General features: G+C 39.2%; 19 protein-coding genes. 10 read left to right on the forward strand and 9 right to left on the reverse strand.

Going from position 1 to position 24,272, the window contains the following annotated elements; all coding sequences use genetic code 11:
* Positions 1-149 precede the first annotated feature (149 nt).
* Complete coding sequence (rocD, locus tag D0817_RS12240; RefSeq protein WP_127338661.1) at positions 150-1,400, forward strand: ornithine--oxo-acid transaminase; 1,251 nt, start codon at positions 150-152, stop codon at positions 1,398-1,400.
* A 131-nt stretch (positions 1,401-1,531) separates the two neighbouring features.
* Here rocD and D0817_RS12245 read toward each other — a convergent pair whose 3' ends face one another.
* The 8 genes from D0817_RS12245 to D0817_RS12280 all read right to left on the reverse strand — a co-directional run bounded on the left by D0817_RS12245 (position 1,532) and on the right by D0817_RS12280 (position 15,039).
* Entirely contained in the window at positions 1,532-3,181 is a 1,650-nt protein-coding gene (locus D0817_RS12245) for an arylsulfatase (RefSeq protein ID WP_127338662.1), read from the reverse strand.
* A 25-nt stretch (positions 3,182-3,206) separates the two neighbouring features.
* Positions 3,207-4,469: a YeiH family protein gene (locus tag D0817_RS12250; RefSeq protein WP_127338663.1), complete on the reverse strand. Its 1,263-nt coding sequence runs from the start codon at positions 4,467-4,469 to the stop codon at positions 3,207-3,209.
* A gap of 18 nt (positions 4,470-4,487) precedes the next feature.
* On the reverse strand, positions 4,488-5,204 hold the full coding sequence (locus D0817_RS12255; RefSeq protein WP_127338664.1) for a thioredoxin domain-containing protein: 717 nt from the start codon (positions 5,202-5,204) through the stop codon (positions 4,488-4,490).
* A gap of 124 nt (positions 5,205-5,328) precedes the next feature.
* Positions 5,329-6,396, reverse strand: coding sequence for a sterol desaturase family protein (locus D0817_RS12260; protein WP_127338665.1), 1,068 nt, complete (start codon positions 6,394-6,396; stop codon positions 5,329-5,331).
* A gap of 386 nt (positions 6,397-6,782) precedes the next feature.
* Complete coding sequence (locus D0817_RS12265) at positions 6,783-8,705, reverse strand: arylsulfatase (protein ID WP_127338666.1); 1,923 nt, start codon at positions 8,703-8,705, stop codon at positions 6,783-6,785.
* Between the two features lie 123 nt (positions 8,706-8,828).
* Positions 8,829-10,397, reverse strand: coding sequence for an arylsulfatase (locus D0817_RS12270; RefSeq protein WP_127338667.1), 1,569 nt, complete (start codon positions 10,395-10,397; stop codon positions 8,829-8,831).
* A 24-nt stretch (positions 10,398-10,421) separates the two neighbouring features.
* Entirely contained in the window at positions 10,422-11,897 is a 1,476-nt protein-coding gene (locus tag D0817_RS12275) for a RagB/SusD family nutrient uptake outer membrane protein (protein WP_127338668.1), read from the reverse strand.
* A gap of 16 nt (positions 11,898-11,913) precedes the next feature.
* Positions 11,914-15,039, reverse strand: coding sequence for a SusC/RagA family TonB-linked outer membrane protein (locus tag D0817_RS12280; RefSeq protein WP_127338669.1), 3,126 nt, complete (start codon positions 15,037-15,039; stop codon positions 11,914-11,916).
* Positions 15,040-15,969: 930 nt separating this feature from the next.
* On the opposite strand from D0817_RS12280, the gene D0817_RS12285 reads away from it, so the two are divergent.
* The 9 genes from D0817_RS12285 to moaA all read left to right on the forward strand — a co-directional run bounded on the left by D0817_RS12285 (position 15,970) and on the right by moaA (position 23,498).
* Complete coding sequence (locus D0817_RS12285; protein ID WP_127338670.1) at positions 15,970-17,148, forward strand: molybdopterin molybdotransferase MoeA; 1,179 nt, start codon at positions 15,970-15,972, stop codon at positions 17,146-17,148.
* Positions 17,149-17,349: 201 nt separating this feature from the next.
* The gene (locus D0817_RS12290; protein WP_127338671.1) at positions 17,350-18,096 is read left to right on the forward strand and encodes a sulfite exporter TauE/SafE family protein; all 747 of its coding nucleotides are present in this window, start codon (positions 17,350-17,352) and stop codon (positions 18,094-18,096) included.
* Positions 18,097-18,258: 162 nt separating this feature from the next.
* Positions 18,259-18,831, forward strand: a complete 573-nt coding sequence (locus D0817_RS12295) for a molybdenum cofactor guanylyltransferase (protein ID WP_127338672.1) — start codon at positions 18,259-18,261, stop codon at positions 18,829-18,831.
* A 5-nt stretch (positions 18,832-18,836) separates the two neighbouring features.
* The gene (gene cobA, locus D0817_RS12300; RefSeq protein ID WP_127338673.1) at positions 18,837-19,628 is read left to right on the forward strand and encodes a uroporphyrinogen-III C-methyltransferase; all 792 of its coding nucleotides are present in this window, start codon (positions 18,837-18,839) and stop codon (positions 19,626-19,628) included.
* The gene (locus D0817_RS12305; protein WP_127338674.1) at positions 19,628-19,864 is read left to right on the forward strand and encodes a MoaD/ThiS family protein; all 237 of its coding nucleotides are present in this window, start codon (positions 19,628-19,630) and stop codon (positions 19,862-19,864) included. The genes cobA and D0817_RS12305 overlap by 1 nt, the downstream gene beginning before the upstream one ends.
* A gap of 11 nt (positions 19,865-19,875) precedes the next feature.
* Positions 19,876-20,952, forward strand: coding sequence for a HesA/MoeB/ThiF family protein (locus D0817_RS12310; RefSeq protein ID WP_127338675.1), 1,077 nt, complete (start codon positions 19,876-19,878; stop codon positions 20,950-20,952).
* 202 nt (positions 20,953-21,154) lie between these two features.
* A complete protein-coding gene (locus tag D0817_RS12315; protein WP_127338676.1) occupies positions 21,155-21,586 on the forward strand; it encodes a molybdenum cofactor biosynthesis protein MoaE in 432 nt (143 codons plus the stop codon).
* A gap of 3 nt (positions 21,587-21,589) precedes the next feature.
* Positions 21,590-22,504 (forward strand): bifunctional molybdenum cofactor biosynthesis protein MoaC/MoaB, encoded by a 915-nt coding sequence (moaCB, locus tag D0817_RS12320; RefSeq protein ID WP_127338677.1) that lies wholly within the window; start codon positions 21,590-21,592, stop codon positions 22,502-22,504.
* Positions 22,491-23,498 (forward strand): GTP 3',8-cyclase MoaA, encoded by a 1,008-nt coding sequence (moaA, locus tag D0817_RS12325; RefSeq protein WP_127338678.1) that lies wholly within the window; start codon positions 22,491-22,493, stop codon positions 23,496-23,498. Before moaCB ends, moaA begins: the two co-directional genes overlap by 14 nt.
* Positions 23,499-23,574: 76 nt before the next feature.
* On the opposite strand, the gene D0817_RS12330 is transcribed toward moaA, so the two are convergent.
* Positions 23,575-24,174: a hypothetical protein gene (locus D0817_RS12330; protein ID WP_127338679.1), complete on the reverse strand. Its 600-nt coding sequence runs from the start codon at positions 24,172-24,174 to the stop codon at positions 23,575-23,577.
* Positions 24,175-24,272: the final 98 nt, after the last annotated feature.

Here is a 24,272-nt window from a genome sequence, read left to right on the forward strand (position 1 = left end):
TGAAATCGGCAATCAAATGCAAAATTGACTTTTATTCTGGTTTAAATAATAAATTTGATTTTTAAGAGTCGTAATGAAGTTAAAAGTTGTGATTTAATGGTTGTAAATAAATAATTTTTATATTTTTGTTTCCGTAAAAAGAAAATATTATGGGACATCAACAGGAAATACTTTCGTCAAAATCAGAAGTTTTGATCGAAAAAGAGAATAAATACGGAGCGCACAATTATCATCCGCTTCCGGTAGTTTTAGAACGAGGCGAAGGTGTTTACGTATGGGATGTTGATGGAAAAAAATATTATGACTTTTTATCTGCTTACTCTGCCGTAAATCAGGGGCATTGCCATCCGGTTATTGTAAAAGCAATGACAGATCAGGCGCAGAAACTGACTTTAACTTCAAGAGCGTTTTACAACGATAAATTGGGGAATTACGAAGAATTTATTACCAATTATTTTGGTTTTGATAAAGTATTACCCATGAATACAGGTGCTGAGGCGGTTGAGACTGCTCTTAAGCTTTGCAGAAAATGGGCGTACGAAGTAAAAGGAATTCATGAAAACCTGGCTCAGATTATTGTGTGCGAGAATAATTTTCACGGAAGAACTACTACTATTATTTCATTTTCGAATGATGAGAGTGCCCGTAAAAACTTCGGTCCTTTTACAGAGGGATTTATAAAAATTGAATATGATAATCTGGAAGCTTTGGAAAAAGCTTTGGAATCTTCAAAAAATATTGCCGGATTCCTTGTTGAACCGATTCAGGGGGAAGCCGGGGTTTACGTTCCTTCTGAAGGTTATTTAGCGAAAGCAAAAGAGCTTTGTGAAAAACATAATGTACTGTTTATTGCAGACGAAGTTCAGACTGGAATTGCACGTACGGGAAAATTACTAGCCGTTCATCACGAAAATGTACAGCCTGATATTTTAATCTTAGGAAAAGCAATTTCAGGCGGTGTTTATCCGGTTTCTGCGGTTTTGGCCAATAACGAGATTATGAATGTTATCAGACCGGGACAGCATGGATCTACTTTTGGTGGAAATCCTGTTGCTGCGGCAGTTGCAATTGCCGCACTTGAAGTGGTAAGAGACGAAAAATTAGCTGAAAATGCTGAGCGTTTGGGGATTATTTTGCGCAAAGGATTAAACGAAATTGCACAAAGAAATGACCTGATTACGTTAGTACGCGGTAAAGGATTGCTAAATGCCATCGTCATTAATTGCGGTGAAGATTCTGATCTGGCCTGGGAAATCTGCCTGAAATTCAGGGACAACGGATTATTGGCAAAACCAACTCACGGAAATAAAATCAGACTGGCGCCGCCTTTGGTCATGACCGAATCTCAAATTCAGGAATGTCTGGAGATTATTGAAAAATCACTAAACGATTTCAGGTAAAATTAATTCAGCTTACTTTACTATATAAAAAGGCGATTGCTAAATGCAATCGCCTTTTGTTTGTAATTGGTTTTCTAAAAAAAGCCGGGCTTAAATTTTTTACTTTCAGACCTCCTGCAGGAAATTAGATTCTATTTCTTAAGAGCAGCACCGCCGGGCATCTGTTCCGGTTTTAGCTTAAATTTACTGTATTCTACCACTCCCGTTTTGTCGGCCCATTCGAAATATTCGGCAGAAAGTTTATTTACGATTCCGGGATTTTGCTGCGCTACATTTTTGGTTTCGCCGCGGTCTGTTTCGATATCATACAGTTCCCATTCGTAAGACGGATAAATAGATACCAGTTTCCATTTGCCATCCCTTACGGCTCGATTTCCGGCTCTTTCCCAAAATAATGGTGCGCCTCTGTCTACCTGCGAAACATTATCAAATAAAACAGGCAGTAAACTCTTTCCAACCAAAGGATTTGAGGTCACACCATTATATTCCTTAGGATATTCAATTCCGGCGAGTTGATAGAAAGTAGGAGCAAGGTCAATGATATGTCCTGTTCCTTTGTCTATTCTTCCTGCTTTTATTTTAGAAGGAAACCAGGAGATAAAAGGGGAACTGAATCCACCTTCGTGCATATTATTTTTATATTGCTGTAAAGGAGTATTCGACAAATACGCCCAGTTTTGTTCCTGATAATCAAAGGATCCGGAAGTTCCGACAGGACCTTCATTCCGTACTAATCCTCTTCCAAGCGGATTATAAGTATTAAAACCTCCCTGCGCGCCGTTATCCGAAATGAAGATAATCAGGGTGTTCTGATCTTTTTTCAGGGCTTTTATTTTTTCCAGAACCTTGCCTACATTCTGATCCATATTGTCGACCATGGCCGCATAGACTTCCATTTTTGCTTTCCAGAACTGCTTTTCGTCGTAAGTCAGTTTATTCCATTCCGGAACTTCAGGATCTTTTGGCGCTACGGTCTGATCTGCCGGTAAAATGCCGTTTTCTTTTAATTTCTGGATTCTCTTTTCTCTTAAAATATCCCAGCCTTCATCAAATTTCCCTCTGTATTTGGCAATATCAACCGGTTTAGCCTGAAGTGGCCAGTGTGGCGCGGTAAAAGCGAGGTACAAAAAGAAAGGCTTATTTTCCTTGTTCTGCTCGTCCAGAAAAGCAACTGCATTATTCCCGATTTCATCTGTAAAATAATACGAATCATCTTTAGGGTGCAGTTCTTCATTATTTCGGATCAGTTTTACAGGATAAGGCGTCTTTCCAAAAGGCAGGGGTTTGGTATCAAAATAATTCGAAGCTCCTTTTAAAATGCCGTAAAATTTATCAAAGCCTCTCTGGTTCGGCCATTGTGCCTGATCTTCGGAACCTACGTGCCATTTTCCGGATAAAAGGGTACTGTATCCGCCCGAGCGAAAAACTTCTCCCAGTGTCAGGGACTCTTTGTTTAAATATCCCTGATACGCCGGTAATCCTAAATTGACATCGAAAAAACCAACACCGGCTTTATGCTGATACTGGCCTGTGAGTAAAGATGCCCTTGTTGGGGCACAAATGGAGTTGTTGTAGAATTCACGCAGTCGGGTTCCTTCCTTTGCCAGTTTGTCAAGATTGGGTGTTTTTATTTCTGAACCATAATTTCCTAAATCCGAATAGCCCATATCGTCGACCATAATCAAAATGATATTCGGTTTTGTACCTTCAGTTTTATGTTGTGCCTGTACCAAAACGGCTGCCGAAAGAAGCAGCGACAGTGTAATAGATATTTTTTTCATGCGTTGGAGTAAATTTTAAACCGGATCAGGTACTGAAAAGTACAAATGCGATCAGGAGTGTAAGGATTATATTGAATAGCTGTGCTATTAAAAAGGCGTATAGCGGTTTTTTACTGGTATTGCTAAATAAATCTTTGAAGTTCGTTTCCAGGCCAATACTGGTAAAAGCAAGTGCGAACCAAAGTCCCTGAATATTTTTTAAACTGTCTTTCACATTATCCCGGGTTTCGGGAGTAAGCAGAAAGGAAAAAACAAGCGAAGCGCCAATAAAGCCAATAACAAATTTTGGAAAACGTTCCCAGATAATTCCCAGCGTTGGTTTTGCATCCGCAGTTTCCGCAGAGGTGTTTTGAGTGTAAATCCAATAAAGAGAGATGGCAAAGGCAGCCAGTCCCAACAATACATTTTGGGAGAATTTTACGATCGTACTGATTTTTAAAGCAGTTTCCCCAACAAGGGTTCCGGAAGCCACAACAGCTCCGGAGGTATCAATACTTCCGCCCAGCCAGGCTCCGGTAACTTCTTCGGGAAAGTTGAAATAACGCGCAATAACAGGCATGAAAATCATCATCGGAATTGCGGTTACCAATACCATCGAAATGACATAAGACAGTTTCTTCGAATCTCCCTTAATAGCTCCCGAAGTCGCGATTGCAGCTGAAACACCACAGATGGAAACCGCACTCGAAATCATCATAGTCAGTTCATCATCCACTTTTAATTTACGGCAGAGCCAGAAGGCAAAGTACCACACCGACAATACCACGACCAAAGCCTGAAAGAGTCCCAGCGAACCTGCTTTCAGAATGTCGGAAAAGATAACGCTGGTGCCCAGCAAAACCAGTCCGATTTTTACAAAAACTTCTGTAGAAAGTGCCGTACGAAACCATTCGGGCAGTTTGAAAAAATTACCGATTGCCAGACCAATGATCAGACTGAAAATAACGGCTTCCAGATTGATGCCTTTTACGAAAGTATTTCCGGCAATAATTAATGAAATTAACGTCAGTATATAAACGACCGGGAAAACAACTAAAAAGCTTTTTACCGGTTTTCCAATCAAAAAGGCCCCTATGGTTCCGATCGAAAGGAAATAGACAAATTGCAGCAGCAGGGTCTGCAGATTTCCGAATTCAAAAACATCCTCTCGTAAATCGGCTATACCGGACCATTTGAAAGCGGGCACTTCAGGAAGAAAAAGAAACAGGGAAATCCCAATGATTAGAAATGCTAAAAGAACTACTGTCCAGTCTTCGTGCAGGGCAAATTGTTTGGTTGTAGCTGACATTTAAATATTTTTAGACTATTATCTTTGGGCCAAAGCCACATCCACATCATTTTTCAAATCACCCAGACCATCTTTTTTGAAGACAATTTTACCATTCTGATACAAGATCAGAGTAGGGAAGACCCGTACGGTTTTTAAATCGGCAATGACCTGAGGGCTTTCTTCTAGCTCAATCTGTACGATTTTTAGTTTTTCCCCGTATTGCGTTCTGAGGTTTTCTAAAATTGGTTTTACCGTTTTGCAGGTAGCACAATATTTAGATCCGATATCTACTAAAACATAGTTGTTATCGACAACAATTTTTTTGTATTCCGGCAAAGTCAATTTGCTTTTCAGATTGCTGTAAAAAGGTTTTCCGCCGCCAATCCAGCTGGCAATTCCGCCTTCTAAGATATAGACTTCCGAAAAGCCTTTTTTTACTAATTCTGTTGCTAAAAGACCACTTCGGTAAGCGGCAATGGAATAAATAAATACGGGTTGTGACGGATTTAAGGCGGCTACCGCTTTTTCGAAATTTTCAGATTTGGTATTGAAATTCAGGGCGCCTTCTATATGGTTTAACGCAAATTCTTCCGGGCCTCTGGCATCAATGACCTGCGGGTTTTTCTGGGTTTTGATTTTTGAATAAAAAGCATCCAGCAAAACCACACTCGAGCTTTTATCCTGTGCAAAACCTGCAAGGGTAAAAAGGAAGAGCAGGGCTGAGAGACTGTTTTTGAGTATTTTATTTTTCATGATTTCCTGTAATTTTATAAAGTTGGCAGTGTATTTCAAAGTTGAACCTGAAAAGCACTGCCAATTTTTTATGATATAATTCCGATCGCCGTTTTCGGATTTCGTTGTTGTATTCCTGACTGTTTTATACCTGAGCCGGTTCGTCGTAGTAGACCGGAGTTGGAGCAGCAACAGTTTCTGCTTTAGTTTTTAGCGGAACAGATAAAACACCTTCTGCCAAGGCACTTCCTTCTTTTTTAGATTTGAATATTGGCCATAAAAACTGGGCATACCATTCTTCTTGTTTATAGGATTTCATTCCGTATGATTCCGGGAATTTACGCGTAATTAAACCTGTTCCGAAAATGATGTCCCAGATAAAAAACATATTGCCGAAGTTGCCTTTAAAGTGACCGACACCATCTCCGCTTGTATCGGCATGATGTGCGTGATGCGTTGCCGGAGTCGAGATCAGACGCTCTAAAACCCATGCAATTGGATGTAATACTTTGTATTTGTAAAAGGGTTTGTCCCAGGCAATGCTTGAATGAGCCCCTAAAGTGATAAAACTTTTGATCACCAGTACAAACAAAGCAGGTAGTCCTAAACCTAAATAAGTCAGCGTCGCAGTCAGATAAATTTGAGAAAAGAAAACCGTGTAGATAAAGTTTTGTCTGGAAGCCATCGCCATTCCCATGTATGGAGCCGAATGGTGCGTTCTGTGAAAACGCCATAAAAACGGAACCTGATGGTGCAAACGGTGGTACCAGTATTGTGTTAAATCATCGGCAATTGCGATCAGGAAAAAACCTCCCCAAAAAGGAACCCATGAAAGTGAATTGGCTAAATTTGGTATTAAATAGGGCAAAGCCGTTAGGCTGAAAAAAGCAATTACAGGCGGTAAAAGCAATTTTGGAGCTAAGAAACAAATAATATCTATTTTACGTTCTTCGCCCGTCCATTCGTCATCGTATAAGCCTGCGGCAAATTCTATCGCCCCTAAAACGAGCATGAAAACAATTAATCCCCAGGTTCGAATGTGTTGAAATGCGGGTTGCGCAAACTCTAAAAATGCCGGTAATGTGATATGTGATTCACTCACAAGACCGTTCGTTAATTTAAAGTAAAGGAAAATTGCCACTACAGGCAAACTGTATATTAAAAGACTGATACTCAAATCTCTTGTTAGTTTTTCTTTTTGAACTATTGCCATGATTTCTTTATTTTAAAAATTGGTTGATTAATGCTAAACCTCCGGCCAAAATGGCTAGTGGAACTAAAAATACGATTGCCCCAACGACAATCTTTTTTCCGATAATTTCATAGTCTACTCGTTTCATGATTACCTTTTTTTTATTGTTAATTTTTTTTAAAGTGTCCGTTTCAGTTTAGTTTTTGTACCTGCCCTGAAAATCAATAAATTAGATAGCGTCACAAAAATAAAATAAAAACCTTTTTAATTCTATGTGCTTAGTAGAGTTTTATTTTTTGGTTTTCAATTAATTTGTTAAATACTGAGCTATTTCTGTTATTATTTAACTTTTAGCATAACAGAGCCATTAGCTGCAAAAGAAAATGGCTCTGCATCTTTATTTATTTTTATTCATTAGTACCTGCAGGTTTATTGGCCTGACGAATTAATTCCTGAAGGTTTTTACTCTTATCCGTTCCGTTGTTGTGTATTCTTCTGCTGAAAACATCCTGCCAGTCAATTAGCGGATACAAGTTGTTTTCCTTAGCTTGTTCATCAAACAATTTTTGAAGCTCTGCTAATTTTTCCGGATATTTTTTAGCCAGGTTTACACGTTCATTAAAATCTTCATTCAAATTGTATAGTTCCCAGACATCAGCATCAAAATTACTTTTGACAGGCGCTTCGTTCTTTCCTAATGAATTTTTTAAGGCAAATGAATCCGGAAGGTGTGCTGCGGCAGCTTTCCAGCCGTCTTTGTAAATCGCTCTGTTTCCGAAAATATAATAGTACTGAACTTTGTGTAAGGATTCGGCTTTGGCATCGTTCAGGGAAGCGTAGAAAGAAGAACCCTGAATTTTGTCCTGCCTGATTTCACGGATAGTTTCCGGTGCTTTGATTCCCGCAATATCCAGTGTAGTCGGAAGTAAATCTGTTACATGGCTGTATTGATTTCTGATTCCGCCTTTTTCCTTAATTTCTTTTGGATAAAAAACAATCAGCGGGTTACGGGTTCCGCCTTCTGAATGGGCATCCTGTTTCCAGTTTTTGAAAGGCGAATTGGTTGCCTGTGCCCAGCCTAAAGGGAAGTTGGTATTCAGGCCTTTTGCAGTTCCGATTTCTCCAATGTTGTTTAAATTATCCTGAAGATTTTTTTCGTCAGATACGCCGCCGGCAAAAAGATTTTGATTGATGGTTCCTTGGAGAGAACCTTCTTTACTGGCTCCGTTATCTCCAATGGCTACAAAAATAAGCGTGTTTTCCAGTTGACCTGTTGCTTTTAGATGGTCTACGATTCGTCCGATTTCATGATCCGTATACGTCAGGTATCCGGCGTATACTTCCATAAATCGGGCGTATACTTTCTTTTGGTCCGGAGTTAGTTTTTTCCAGTCGGCAATAAGCGGATTGCGTTCCGGTAAAATAGCATTCGCCGGAATGACACCTAATTTTTTCTGATTGGCTAATACTTTTTCACGGTAGACATCCCAGCCTTCATCAAATTTTCCTTTGTACGGATCACTCCACGATTCTGCCACCTGATGAGGTGCATGAACCGCTCCCGGTGCATAGTACAAAAAGAACGGTTTATCAGGCGCGGCTTTGTGTTGTTTCGTGATATAGCCAATGGCCTTATCTGTAATCTGGTCTGTTAAATGTCTTCCGTCAGGAACAATATGCGTATTATCTTCTACTAAATCGGGTTTGTACTGATCGGTTTGTGACCCCAAGAAACCAAAAAAGTGTTCAAATCCTTTTCCGGTGGGCCATCTGTCGAATGGTCCGGCGTCAGAAGCTTCTTCATCCGGCGTCAGTCCGTATTTACCAACGGCAAAAGTGTTGTACCCTTTGTCTCTTAAAATCTCGGCAATTGTTCCTTTGTCAGACGGAATTCGGCCATCCCAGCCCGGGAAACCTGCTGATAAAACAGTGTGCGAAAATCCGCTTACATGTACTTTTCCTGAATTTCTTCCTGTTAATAAAGCGGCGCGTGTAGGGGCACAAATGGCAGTCGTATGGAAGTTGGTATAACGTAAACCGTTATTGGCCAGATTATCGAAAGTTGGGGTCTGTATCAAACCACCAAAAGCACTTGAAGCTCCAAATCCTACATCGTCTAATAAAATCCAGACAATATTGGGTGCTCCGGCCGGTGCTTTTACCGGTTTCGGCCAATATTCTTTGGAATCCGCTATTGTTTTGCCGATAACGCCTTTGAAATTAGCGTCTTGTTGATCCTGTGCAAAACCGAATTGGGCAACCAGTAATGCGGTAATCAGAAGTCCCTTTTTAGGACTTTTGATGGTACTGTAGTTATTAATTTTTTTCATTTTAAATAGTTTTTAGTTGATTAAGTAATAATTTTACTTGTTTGCTTTGGTTACTAGTTCCTGCAGATTAGCTGGCGTTTGTTAGTTTTATTTACCTGACATGTAACCAGTGTTTTAGCTGTATTATTTTATTTTATTCCAATCTTCGACACCTACTTTTACGGACCATTCCTGATGTAATTCAATCAGGCTTTGGAGCAGTTTTGGTTCTGATTCTGCCAAATTTTTTGTCTCTGTTCTGTCGGTTGCAAGATTGTACAATTCCCAGGGCTGATTGTTTTCGGCTACTGCTTTCCACTCGCCTTTTCTTACTGCTTTGCTGCCTTCATGTTCCCAAAACAAAGCTTCATGCGCATCAGATTGTTGTCCTTCGAATTCCTTTTTTAAGGGGATACCTTCTAGGGGGATCAGGTTCTTTCCCTGAAAAGAATCGGGATATTGAAAACCTGCATATTCAAGACAAGTTGGCAAAATATCAATCACATGGCTTACCCTGTTGCTTAGTGAACCCGCCTTAATATGCTGTGGATAATAAGCAATAAATGGGGAAGCAATACCGCCTTCGTGGGTGTTCTTTTTGAATAACCGGAAAGGTGTGTTACTCACATTTCCCCAGGGACTTTCGTAACTGTCAATTGACGCTGCCGAACCGGGAGTACCGTTTTTTTGTGTCACATAATTCCAGTTTTTTACATCGTCGGCGCTTCCTCCATTATCTGAAAGAAAAAGAACAAGGGTATTATCTTCTTCTCCCAAAGACTTGACTTTCTGCAGGATTTCTCCAATTCCGGCATCCATCCTGTCGATCATGGCGGCGTAAATGGCCATCCGCGTATCCCATTTGTCTTTTTCTTCGGGGCTTAGTTTTTCCCAGTCCGGCACTTTTTCAAAACGATCTGATAAGTCCCAGTTTTTAGCAACGATTCCCTGTTCTTTTAATTTTTTAAAACGCCTCGCTCTCAATTTATCCCAGCCTTCCAGGTATTTGCCTTTGTATTTTGCAATATCTTCCGGCAATGCCTGAATGGGCCAATGCGGAGCATTATACGCCACATAAAGAAAAAAAGGCTGTTGCTGGTTTCGCTGCTTTTCTAAAGAATTAACAGCAAAATTGGTAATCTCCTGAGTGAGATAGGCAGAGGTATCTGTGCGGATAACTTCTTTATCTCCTTTCAAAAAAGTCACTTTTCTTCCGTCGTTATACAAAGGTTCCGAGTTAAAATAACTGCTTCCATTGTTTTGTAACGTAAAAGAATCATCAAATCCCCGATTAACCGCCCAGGCCGATGGTACTAATCCAACGTGCCATTTTCCCGAAACAATAGTGTTGTAACCTGCGAGTTTAAGTGCCTGCCCAATCGTGATGCAATGTTCGTTTAAATAGCCCTGATAAGCCGGAAACCCCTTGTCCTGAACCATGTCCCCAATACCTGCCTGATGCGGATACAAACCCGTGAGCAATGCAGCCCGGGATGGACAGCAACGCCCGGCATTATAAAACTGGTTTAGTATAAGCCCATCTTTAGCGAGCTTATTCAGGTTTGGTGTTTTAATTTCTGAGCCAAAAGCACCAATATCTGAGAAACCTAAATCATCTGCCAAAATGACGATGATATTAGGTTGCTTTTTCTGTGCAAACAGCTGAAATGGTCCAACAACCAACAACGCAATAAGGAACAGTTTTTTAATCATTTTATTTACTTGTATAGAAGCCGTTTAATTGTAACCCGGGTTTTGTGGTAACCCAACCGGATCAAAATTTCTTTCGCTTTGCGGAATTGGGTAAAGGTTATTTTTTTCGGAAACCGAATTTTTGGCTGTTACTTTTTTCACTTCCGTAACCAAAGTTCCCCAGCGTACTAAGTCAAACCATCTTTGTCCTTCCTGAACAAATTCTTTTTTACGTTCTTCCTGAATGGCTGCCCTAAAAGTGACTTGATCCAGTCCTGCCAGATCTACAGTGGCATCCGGAGTTGTAATTGGTTTTCCAAAAGCTCGTCTTCTCACCTGATTAAGCAATTCATAAGCTTCGGCAGTTGGCGCTCCCTGTTCGTTTATCGCTTCCGCCAAAGACAATAAAATGTCTGCATAACGAATAAGCGGAAAATTAATGGCTGTATTTCCCGGCGTTGCCAGATTGGTTAAATCCAGGTATTTTTTAAAAATAGGCTTAGGAAAAGTATAAAGCGTTCCTGTAACCGGATTGACCAATTTTTTGGCGTAACTCACATCTCTTCTGGTATCTCCGGCAGCATAAATATCATAAAACAAAGCGACGTCTGAGATAATATCAGCAGGTTCCGTGGCTGTAAATCCGGTAAAAGAAGTAGACTGGAAAGTACTTCCGCTGGATCCGTTTCCGGCCTGATTCGGCTCAAACTGAACAGAGAAGATATGTTCTTTTCCGTTTTTCTTTGTTTTGGTAAAGATGTCCTGGAAATTTTCGAACAATGCATATCCGTATCCGCCGTTGATTACTTCTCTTGCTTTTGCGATAGCATTTGGATAGTCTTTTCGGGTCAGGTAAACTTTGGTTAAAATTGCTTTTGCAGCCCCCGAAGTGGCACGGCCTGCATCGGCTGCTGAATAGGTAGGAGGCAGGCCTTCAGCATCGGTAAGATCTTTAATAATCTGTGCATAAACTTCGTCTACAGTGGCTCTTTTTGATTTTAAACTTTCTAACTGAATAGAAGTCGGTTCGTGTAAAACAATCGGAACTCCGCCCCAAAGACGGACTGCCTGAAAGTACAATAACCCTCTGATGAATTTTGCTTCATTGATTAATCTGGTTTTTACGGTCTCTGAGCCTGAAACTTTCGAAATGTTATCAATAGACACATTTGCTCTGTTAATTCCGGCATAAATTTGTCTCCATGCTACCTGAACACGGTCGTTAGTGGCATCATGTGTTAAAGCACTCATGGCCCTTACCTGTGGATTTGTAGCAGAAACTCCCGCTGCTGCATAGTCAGAACCCATATCGGTTAAGAAATAAAGATTTCTCCCGAATAAACTCTGCTCCCCCGGATCAAGACTTAACGAGGCATAAACAGCGGCTACACTGGCAACGGCATCATCCTGGGTTTTGAAGTACTTATCTTCGGTTACAAAAGAGGTTGGTGTTACCTCTAAATCGGCGCACGAAACAAACAGTCCGGCACTTAAAAGGAATAATAGTATGATCTTTTTCATTTTATATTTTTTTTACTTAGAAAGTTACGTTCAGGCCCGAGATGAATGTTCTGGAGTTTGGATACGAACCAAAGTCAATTCCCGGATATAAGTTATTTTGTTCGTAGGAACTTACCTCCGGATCATATCCGGTATATTTTGTCCACGTTACCAGATTCTCTGCGGAAACATAAAATTTCACACTGGTGGCTCCCAGTCTTTTCGAAACACTCTTTGGTAATGTATACCCCAGAGTAACTAATTTTAATCTGACGAAAGAAGCATCTTCTACATAACGCTCAGAAACGATTCCAAGCGGAGAACTTGACGCTCTCGGAATTTCATTGCTTGGGTTTGTTGGGGTCCAACGGTCTTCTAAAGTAACATTGGCGTTGGTTCCCAGCGTTGAAATTTCTAATTGCTGGTTTAAAGCATTGAATATTTTTGCACCGTAAGATCCCTGGAAAGAGAAATTCAAGTCGAAATCGCGATACGAAATAGTGTTACTGAAACTTGCCACAAATTTTGGCTGGGAAGTACCGAGATTACCTTTGTCCAGAGCAGTGATAACTCCGTCGCCATTGGTATCCACATACTTACGGTCTCCCACTTTTGTATTGGCTAAACTGTTGATTTTCGGCTGTGTATTCACTTCTTCCTGAGTCTGGAAAATACCATTTGTTTTGTATCCCCAGAAAGTTCCCAAAGGCAAACCTACTTTTACGGTTACAGGCTGTTGTTGCAATAAAGAGCCATTCGGCACTACCGGGAAAAACTGATCGACTCCGTTTCCTATTGATACTACTTTGTTTCTGTTAGCAGAAAATACAATGTTGGAATTCCACGAGAAATGTTCTGTTTTTAAATTTTCAGTTGTTAAACCTACCTCGATACCTTTATTTTCGACACCTCCAATGTTTTGAAGTACAGTTGCATACCCGGAAGTTAAGGGTACCGGAACGCTAATTAACAAATCGTTTGTTTTTTTGTAATACACATCAAAAACAAAATTTACTTTTCGGTCTAATAACGATAAATCTAAACCAGCATTATACTGCGTTGTTTTCTCCCATTTCAGATCCGGATTTGCCAGTCGGGTAGGAGCTAATCCTGTATATAAGGTTCCGCCAAAAGAGTAATTTACAGAACCCATGGAAGCTAGCGAAAGGTAATTTCCAATTTCCTGGTTTCCTGTAGTTCCCGCTGTAAGTCTAAGTTTGGCTTCGGTCACGCCTTTGATATTATTAGCGAATTCTTCATCGGTAATATTCCAGGAGAAACCGGCAGATGGGAAATAACCCCAAAGCGATTCAGAACCAAATCTGGAAGAACCGTCCGCACGTCCGGAAAGCGTAAAATTATATTTTCCCCTGTAGGAGTAATTTACCCTCGCAAGCCATGATTTTAAGACACTTTCAAAGGCATCGCTATACGGTTTTACAGCGACACCATCCTGAATCGCATTATACGTATTCGAATCATTGACAAAAGTATTTGCTCCGGCATTTACGGTTTCTCCCTGCGTATATTGAAGCGTATAGCCTCCCAAAACGGAAAATTTATGGTTTTCGCCGAATGTAGTATTATAGTTCAGGGTATTTTCGTTCAGTACAGAACTTACCAGTCTGTCTCCTATTGAGGCCAGACCTTTCGTTCCGGCACCGTTTGTAGTATTGGCAGGCGCGTAGTAGTTTTGTTTCGTATTAATAACATCACCGCTTACGGCAACTTTTGCAGTCAGTTTTTTGGTGATTTTATACTCTCCAAATAAACTGGTTAAAATTCGGCTGATTTTAGTTTCGTTAATTGTATTTTCCAAATCATTAATAGGATTCGGAACAAAACCGTTTACTGACGTTGCGTAAATATTATTCGTCACATTATAAGTTCCGTCAGTATTTCTAATTGGCACTACAGGTGCTGTTAATACGGCACTTACGATTGGGTTTGGTGTTCTTCCGCCATTTCCGTTACTTCCAACTCCGTTTGCGATGGAGTTGCTGTAGTTGGCATTCACACCAAATTTAAAATTCGTGGAATAATTTTTTTCGTAGTTAATGCGAAGTGAGATTCTCTTAAAATCAGATCCCAGGACAGTTCCTTCCTGATCAAAATATCCTGCAGAAACGGCATAACGGGATCTTTCGTCACCTCCCGAAAAAGACAACTGGTGATTTTGTACGGGAGCCGAAGATCTAAAAGCAGCAGACTGCCAGTCGTATCCTCCGGAATTTCTGAAATCTTCGATTTGTGCAGCCGTAAAGGAAGGAGTCTGTCCGATACTGGCCTGAACATCATTTCGTAAACTGGCCCATTGAGCGGCGTTCATCAAGTGCAGTTTCTTTGAAACATCCTGGAACCCGAAATAGCCCTGGTAGGAAATATTGTCGTGACCTTTCGTACCCTTTTTAGTTGTAATGATTACAACGCCATTGGAGCCGCGTGATCCGTAAATGGCAGTGGCGGAAGCATCTTTTAAAACCTCGATAGATTCAATATCGGCAGGATTTATGGTAGAAAGTACGTTGATACTCGCTCCGGCAAAAGAAACTCCGGCTGAACCATTATTATTGTCATTATAAATTAAGATTCCGTCTACAACATATAGAGGTTCATTACCTGCTGTAATCGAGTTTCCTCCACGAATACGAACGCTGGATGAAGCGCCGGGACGACCTGAACTTTGTGTAACTACAACCCCGGCAACAGCACCTCTTAATAAGTTATCTGCCGATGAGGTTACCTGAGATAAATTCGCTTTTGGAACAGAGGCTACAGAGCCTGTAATGTCTTTTCTTTTCTGAGTTCCGTACCCGACAACGACTAATTCATCCAGTTCCTGTCTTTCTTCTTTTAAACTAATCGTCACCGGATTTTTATCCACTATGATTTCCAGTTTTTTGTACCCGATATAACTTACGATTAAAGTATAAGGAAGTTTTTGACCGGTTTGAAAATAAAATTTTCCTTCTGCATCCGTTACAACTCCGTGAGTTGTACCTTTAATCGTAATGGAAGCTCCGATAACAGGCTGATTTGTAATATCATCCACAAGAGTTCCGTCAAGTTTTGATTGTATAAGGGGTGTGGTATTCTGGGCATTAATTCCTGCATAAGAAAGCAGGAGAAAAAGCAATGAGTATATCTTTAATATTTTTTTCATTTCTTTGTAATGGTTTTGAGTAATTAACAAGGAGCCTTGAAAGTTGATTTTTCAACTCTCTTCCTTGTTTTCTTTATTTCACGATAAATTTTCTTTAAGCCTCGCCATTTCTGTTGCCGCAGAAATGGCTTTTTTTATTTACAGCAACAGCTTTGCATTTTTTTCATCTTAGTTTTGTTTAATTATTAATTCTTTTTGGATTTATAGGTATCGTTTCAAGGCCAGCTCAATACAAATCAATGCATTGAACAGACTTTTGTAATTTCAATAAATTGTATTGTGGTTATTTTGGAATATCCGTCTTTGAATCAGATTGATTTTGTGATTAGGAAATAATCAACAGACCGAATAAGGCTGGAAGGATTAGCAACAGAAGCACATATAACAAAAAGTGTTATATGTATATTTTTTAGGTAAAATGTAGTACGATATGCTTTCGGTTGTTTTCAAAATATAGTTTTTTGGTTTCTAATATTATTTATAAACTCTACTAATCCTATAGACAAAGTTAATTTTAATATAATAAAAACCAAAAAAAAATTAAATTATTTTTTTACCGAACAGAAATAAAATCTAGATGATTGTAAAACAGCTAATTAAATTATTGTAAATCAATTACTTGTGTTTTAAAGTTGAAATAATACTCTCGGTCGGATTATTTTTTTAAAGACATTTAAATGTAGTATTTTATACTTATTTTTTTCTTTTTCATCGCGTGGTCAGATTAAAAAAGAGGGCAAAAACGTCAGTTAAGAAGCATTTCTGATTCATATAATGATTTTTTACGCAAAACTAGCCTGGTTTTTAAAGTTGATTTTGAAGAAATTAGACTAATTTTATAGATATTAAAATAAATTATATTTTTTATTCATCCTATTATTTAATACTTATATTTGTAATAAGTATTTATACTTAGTTATATTTCAAAACATGATACAAGTTAGTCAGGCTTTAACAATCGTAGCTGAAAACAGTTCAGAGATGCCAACGCAGAAAATTCAAGTGAATAAGGCGTTGGGATATATTTTGGCCAAAACGGTGCATTCGCCAATTGCAATGCCGCCTTTTCGCCAATCTGCTATGGACGGCTACGCTTTTACGCACAGTAAAAGGCATCAGTATGATGTAATAAGCACGTCACAGGCCGGAGATCATGTAAATACCAAACTTGAATTCAACGAAGCGGTACGTATTTTTACAGGCGCTTTTGTGCCGGACGACGCAGATACTGTCGTTATGCAGGAACATGTGATGGCCAACGAAAAATCGATTTTGATTACCAATATGCCGGAACAATTTGCCAATGTACGCAGTAAAGGGGAGCAGATTCAGAAGGATGATGTTGTTTTTGAAGCAAATACTTTGATCACACCCGCTGCAATTGGATTTTTGACTTGTTTGGGAATTACGGAAATAAGCGTTTATAAAAAACCGAAAGTTGCCATTTTGGTTACCGGGAATGAACTGGTGAAACCCGGAAAGAAATTACCAAAAGGGAAAATATTCGAAAGTAATTCGGTAATGCTTCAGGCCGCGCTCCAGACCGTCGGAATTAAAAAAACAAAAGTTTATACGGTAAAAGACAAGCTGAAAGCTACTAAAAAAGCATTAAAAGAGATCTTGCCGCAATATGACATTGTATTAATTTCCGGCGGAATTTCAGTCGGCGATTATGATTTTGTAAAAGAGGCCTTACTGGCCAATGAAGTGGAAGAACTGTTTTACAAAATCAATCAGAGGCCGGGAAAACCAATGTTTTTTGGAAAGCGAAATGAAACTCTAGTGTTTGCATTGCCCGGAAATCCGGCTTCTTCACTCACTAATTTTTACGTTTATGTGTATCCTGCCATCCGAAATAAAATGGGTTTCTCTGAAATTCACCTTCCAAAATTAATTCGCAAATTAAATGCAGATATTCCCAACACAACCGGAAAAACCTTGTTTCTGAAAGCAATCTACGACGAAACGCACGTTGAGGTCCTGGGAGGGCAAAGCTCGGCAATGCTTAATTCTTTTGCCATTGCCAACAGCTTACTGATTGTTCCGAATGATGCGGAAATGCTTAAAAAAAACGAATTGGTGACTTTGTTGCCGATTGGGGGATTTTAGTGGGAAAGAGTATAGAGTATAGAGTATAGAGTATAGAGTATAGAGTATAGAGTATAGAGTATAGAGTTGGGAGCTATGAGTAAAGAGTAAAGAGTAAAGAAGATAGATTGTAGTCTATAAAGTGGGCAGATAACCTGAAACCTGAAACCTGAAACCTGAAACAAAATTAAACCAGAAACAACAACAAACAAAAACATACCTATGAATCTCCTTAGTTCTGAAAATATGGTCCTGTTTAGCTTCGCTTTAATCGTGATTGCGTTTTTGTATTCCAGTGTGGGGCATGGGGGAGCGTCGGGATATTTGGCCTTGATGACGATTTTTGCGTTTCCGGTGGCTATAATGAAACCATCTGCGTTGCTGTTGAATTTGTTTGTTTCGAGTATTTCATTTTTCTTTTATTATCGAATGAATTATTTCAGGCCTAAGCTGTTTTACCCTTTTGCAATTGCGTCGATACCGGCTGCATTTTTGGGTGGTTTTGTGACGCTGAACAATGCGGCTTATAAAATTATTCTCGGAATTGTATTGGTTTTTGCAGCGCTGAGGCTGTTCGGGATATTTAATTTTAAAGAAAAAGAAGCAGTTGCGATTAATATTCCTTTTGCATTGGTTATCGGATTTGCGATCGGATTATTATCCGGAATGTTAGGGATTGGAGGCGGAATCATCCTGAGTCCGATTTTATTGTTTTTGGGATGGGCAAACATCAAAGAGTCGGCAGCGATTTCAGGTTTATTCATATTTGTGAATTCATTTGCAGGGTTACTCGGGTTCTTTCTGGGAGGAAAAACAATTCCAACGGAAAGTTTTTACCTGGTTCCAATTGCTGTGATTGGGGGAGTTTTAGGCGGATTTTACGGAAGCGGCTATTTCTCCAATAAAACATTAAAATTTGTGTTGGGAACTGTAATATTAATTGCAAGCGTTAAGTTGATTTTTCCCTAAAGTATTTTAAAAATAAAATCCACAGAAAAAAGATCATTCAAATTAAAAAAGAAAAATCTGCCAAATCTGCGAGAGCAAAATAAGAGTCAAAAAAATAAGTAAGAAAAAAAATTGAATATAGAAAAACAAGCAAGATTGGTAAACCCCTGAAACAACAAAATCATGGAAACGCTAACAGTATTTATTCTTTGTGGAGGTAAAAGCACCAGAATGCAGTCCGAGAAAGGATTGGTTTTGTTTCAAAAGAAACCTTTCATTGAACATATTATTCAGGCGATTTTACCCATCACAGAAGAAATAAAACTGATTACGGCGACCAAGGAATACGAGTACCTGGCCTATCAGAAAATACCGGATATTATTTCGGATAAAGGGCCGTTGGGCGGCATTTACACCGCACTGACAGCTTCTGAAACCGAATTTAATCTGATTTTAAGCTGCGACATTCCGTTAATTTCAACCGAATTATTGACGGAATTAATTTCAAAACACAATACCGAAGCAGGCGTTACCGTTTTTGCTTCCGAAAGTAAGGTGCATCCGTTAATCGGAATTTATTCTAAAAAAGTGCTTCCTGTTATAAAAGAAGCTGTAGAAGCAGATGAGCTGAAAATGATGGACCTGATTGCTAAAATTCCGCATCAGATTATCCATATAGAAGAAAGTGAAAATTTTCATTTGAGCAATATTAATTCGATCGATGAATTAAATGACCTGAATATCAATTTAAGTTAAGTAGTATGAAAAACCTGAAAACACCAAAATTAACAGTTGTAGGCGCAGGTCCCGGCGATGTTGAATTAATTACACTTAAAGCAATCAAGGCGCTAAAGTCTGCCGATATAGTTTTGTACGACGCCCTGGTCAATGAAGAATTATTGCAATATGCCGAACAGGCCGAAATTGTTTTTGTTGGGAAACGTTTAGGTTGTCATGCCTATTCGCAGGATCAGATTAATGAATTGATCGTTTCGATGGCCAAGAGTCACGGACATGTAGTGCGTTTAAAGGGTGGGGATCCCTTTGTTTTCGGGAGGGGAAGTGAAGAAATAGAATATGCAGAAAAGTTTGGACTGGAAACAGCAGTTGTTCCGGGAATTTCGTCTGCTTTAGGGGTTCCGGCTTCGGTTGGAATTAGTCTGACACAACGTCTGATAGCCGAAAGTTTTTGGGTAATTACAGGGACGACATCCAATCATGAATTGTCGAAAGATATACATTTAGCCTCAAAATCAGCCGCTACAGTCGTAATTTTGATGGGCATGCATAAGTTAGATCAGATTATTTCGATCTATAAAGAAAACCGGACAGACGATTTACCCATTGCCATTATTCAAAACGGAACAAAAAATTCCGAACAAAAAGTAGTCGGAACCATGAGTTCAATTGCTAAATTAGTATCCGAAAAGAATATTTCTTCTCCGGCCATCATTGTGATCGGGGAAGTGGTGAAAAACAACTCCAAACTGACTTCCTGTTTTCAGGAACATTTTGAAGATGAATTTATTTTTCAGAATTTAAATTTAGAATAATGATCGAGATTAAATATTTTGGAGCTGTTGCCGAAAAGACCAGATGCACTTTCGAAAAAGTACTTTCTTCGGATATTTCACTGCAGGATTTATTGCAGGATTTAGAAGAGAAGTATCAATTGGATTCCCTGGCTTTCAGTGTTGCAGTCAATCAGAAGATAATTCCAAAAGCAACTGATTACAAATTGAAGACAAGCGATGTAGTTGCTTTGTTACCACCGTTTGCCGGAGGTTAAAAATAAATGGCATGAATGCATCAACGCGTTATAACAGACAAATGATTCTCCCGGAAATCGGAGAAAAAGGACAGGAGAAACTAGCCAAAGCCAAAGTTTTAGTCATTGGCGCCGGCGGTTTGGGAGCTGCTGTTCTCCCGTATCTGGCTGCCGCAGGAGTTGGTGAAATTGGTATTGCAGATCATGATGTGATTGAAATTTCAAACCTGCAAAGACAGGTCATCTACACCACAGCTGCAGTAGGAAAATATAAAGCGGATGAATCCAAGTTGATGTTAGAAGCACTAAACCCACTAGTGAAAGTCAATTCGATTGCAGAAAGGTTAGCAGCACACAATGCGATTTCGTTATTTGAAAATTATGATATTATAGTCGATGCAACAGATAGCCTTGCTGTAAAATACCTCATCAATGATGCCTGTCTGGTGACCAATAAACCAATGGTATATGGCTCTGTTTTTAGATTTGAAGGGCAGGTTTCGGTTTTCAATTATAAAAACGGACCCACTTACAGATGTCTCTTTCCCGAGGAAAACACCTTCGCGGAAAATTGCAATGACGCCGGAGTGGTTGGGGTTTCAGTTGGGATTATCGGTTTGTTACAAGCCGGTGAAGTCCTTAAAATGATTCTGGAAACAGGAGAAGTGTTAAGTGGTAAATTGCTGGTTTACTCTATTTTGAATAACGAACAGCAAAAATATGACTTCGAAAAAAACAATGATATCAGGATCGACAGCCTATCTTTTGAAGAAAAATATAAAATTGAAGAAGACAATAATGAAATTGAAGCCGAAAGGATTTTAAACCAGATTGATCTTGAAGATGTACTTTTTTTAGACGTTCGAAATCCGGACGAACTTCCGGAAATAAGAATGAAAAACAGTATTCTGATTCCCCTGACCGAATTAGAAAAAGAGCTTGAAAATTTAGATCCGGATAAAACCATTTATATTTTCTGCCAGTCCGGAATGAGAAGCAAATTGGCATTGGAAATCCTCCTGAAAAAGAACTTCAAAAAAGTAAAAAGTATCAAAGGAGGAGCTGTAGTTTTAAATCAATTATTAAAAAAAGAAAAAGCCTTAACATAAAAACAATTGACAATTAAAATGCACTGGTAAACAAAAAAAGTTAGTGCTAATTCGTGTAATTTGTGGCAAAAAAAAATCAATTAAATCAAGCCAATCTGTGGCAAAAAAATAAAAGGGCACAATTAAAATAATTAGATTTTGCGTTATTGAATAGAAATAATTCGTGATAATTCGTGCCATTCGTGGCAAAAAAAAATAAACAATGAGTAAAAATGTATTTCTAGAAGGGGCCATTTCTCCTGAATTTATTGCAGCATCTATCGCCAAACACCAATCGAAACACACGATCGGGGCGCACAATATTTTTCTGGGACAAGTCCGGGCAGATGTGATTCACGAGAATACCGTTGCAGCAATCGATTATTCTGCTTATACCGATATGGCAAATGAAGCCTTACACGTCATTCGGGAGAAAGCTTTCGCTAAATTCGATCTGACCTGCATGCACATTTATCACAGCTTGGGAGTTGTAAAAGCCGGAGAAATCTGTTTGTTTGTGTTCGTCTCGGCAACCAGGCGCAAACAGGTTTATGAAGCTACGGAAGCTATCGTAAACTGGATAAAAACAGATGTGCCGATTTTTGGTAAGGAAATTTTTGAAAACGGTGCTTTCACCTGGAAGCAAAATACCTAAAAAATGGTAGATATCACACATAAAATAAATACATTACGCGCTGCAACCGCAACTGCAATTGTAAAAGTAAGCAAACAGGAAACGATTGATGCTGTTGTAAATAACCTGGTTCCGAAAGGGAATGTGTTGGAAATGGCCAAAACGGCGGGTTTGTTTGCGGTAAAAAATACGCATTTGTCCATTCCGGATTGCCATCCGATTCCAATCGAATATACGTCTGTTGCTTATAAAATCGAGGAATTAAGCATTCATATTATTTTCGATGTCAAAACCGTTTACAAAACCGGAGTCGAGGTTGAAGCCATGCACGGCGCCTCTATCGTGGCGCTTACGATGTACGATATGCTGAAACCAATCGACAAGGAAATCGAAATTTCGACGATCAGATTAGTTCAGAAGGAAGGCGGGAAATCGTCTTTTAAAAATAAATTTCCAGGCGTGATCAAAGCCGCCGTTTTTGTGTGTTCCGATTCGGTTTTTACCGGTGATAAAGAAGATCGTTCCGGAAAAATCATCGTCGAAAAACTAACTTCCTACGGAGTAGAAACCGGACATTATGAAATCATTCCGGATGAAATTAATGTGATTCAGGAAAAAGTTAAAGCTTTCACGAAAGAACACCAGCTCGTTATTTTTACAGGAGGAACAGGTTTATCTCCAAGGGATGTAACACCGGAAGCGTTATCACCATTATTAGAGAGCAGGATTCCGGGTATCGAAGAAGCCATTCGAAATTACGGCCAGCAGCGTACGCCGTATGCGATGTTGTCACGAACGGTGGCAGGAACGTTAGGTAAAAGTGTAGTTTTGGCTGTACCTGGTTCCACCAACGGAGCAAGAGAATCCATGGATGCTGTTTTTCCGCATTTGCTGCATGTTTTTCATATTTTAAAAGGTAAAAATCATGATTCCCTCTAACACGATTTTAACGGATGATTTTGGGCGAAAACACAACTATCTGCGTATTTCGCTGTTGGAGAAATGCAATCTGCGTTGTACGTATTGCATGCCTGCCGACGGAATTGCCTTATCTCCAAAAGCCAGTTTAATGACTGCAGATGAGATTCTTGCCATTGCCCGAATCTTCGTCGAAAATGGTGTGGACAAAATCAGGTTAACAGGAGGAGAGCCGCTTTTACGAAAAGATTTCCCCGAAATTATTTCCAAATTAGCCACCTTGGGAACTGCAATTTCCATAACCACAAACGGAATCTTAATCGATCGGCATATGGCTGTTTTAAAGGAATTTAAAGTCAGCAACATCAATCTGAGCCTGGACACGCTGGTTTCTTCTAAATTTCATACTATAACGCTTCGAAATCAGTTTGAGAAGGTAATTGACAATCTGCATTTGCTGTTGAATAATGATTTTAAAGTAAAAGTAAATGTTGTTTTGATGAAAGGTTTTAATGAAAATGAAATTGCCGATTTTGTTCAGTTAACCAGGTTTTTACCGTTATCGGTTCGTTTTATTGAGTTTATGCCTTTTGCCGGAAACGAGTGGGACAGGAGTAAAATGGTTTCCCAAAGTGAAATTCTGTCAGAATTGGCGAAAGTCTTTTCTTCCGAAGAAATCCAGAAGCTGGAAGATGAAAAAAACTTTACAGCCAGAACCTTTAAAATAAAAGATTTTCAGGGCGATTTCGGAATCATAAGTTCTATCACCAATCCGTTTTGTGATGGCTGTAACAGGATTCGCCTGACGGCAAACGGAAAAATCAAGAATTGTCTTTTTTCGAACTCAGAAACAGATTTACTTACACCTTTAAGGAATGGTGAATTGATCACCAGCCTGATTTCGGAATCGATCAGGAATAAAAAGAAGGTAAGAGCAGGAATGGTAACCACTGAAGAAATGGATGATCCTTCACTTCATTTCGACAACCGCAGCATGATTGCAATTGGCGGCTAGTTCTTCGATTCCCGCGCGCTAACAAACAGGGCATAAAAAAAAGGTTCAACTTACTAAGTCAAACCTTTTTTGTTCATTATTTTTTCTTTTTAGCTTTTGCTTTTTTCTGAGACTTCGCTTTCTTTTTGGCTATTTTTTTAGCCTTCGCTTTATCCTTTGCTTTTTTAGCCTTTTCTTTTTTCTTAGCAGCAGCTTTTTGTTTTGCTTTTTTAGCTTTCTCTTTCTTTTTGTCTTTTTTAGCCTGATCTTTTTTCTTAGCTAATTTCTTTTTTTCCTTGTCCTTGTCTTTGTCTTTCACTTTTTTCTTCTTTTTATCTGTTGATTTATCTTTCTTAGTTTCTTCTTTTGAAGTTTTTTCAGTAGTTTTTTCTTCTTTTGATTCAATAACTTCTTGTATTACTTCAGGTTTTATGGTTGAAACCGGAGCGGTAACCTTTTTTGCCGGAGCTCTTCGAACTGTAGGCTTTGGTGTAGTGGCTGCTGCCGTTTTTGTCGTCGCTTTTGGCGTTGTAGTTGTTGTTGCAGCAGTTGTTGGTTTAGCCGGAACAGCTTTGCGAACGGGCGTTTTTGCTGGCGGTGTAGCTACGGGTTTTTTAGTTTCTGTAACGGGCTGAATATTTTCAGGTGTTGATGAATCGATTTTTTCAGGAGTAATTTCTTCGTTGTTGTTTTCCATATTAAAGTCCTTTTAGATGATAATAATTTCTAATGTAACTAAATTGTTAAGTGATCGTTAAGTAAAGATAATCATTATACAAGTCTTTCAATGTTAAG

This window comes from Flavobacterium cupreum (assembly GCF_003996965.1).
GTDB classification, from domain to species: domain Bacteria; phylum Bacteroidota; class Bacteroidia; order Flavobacteriales; family Flavobacteriaceae; genus Flavobacterium; species Flavobacterium cupreum.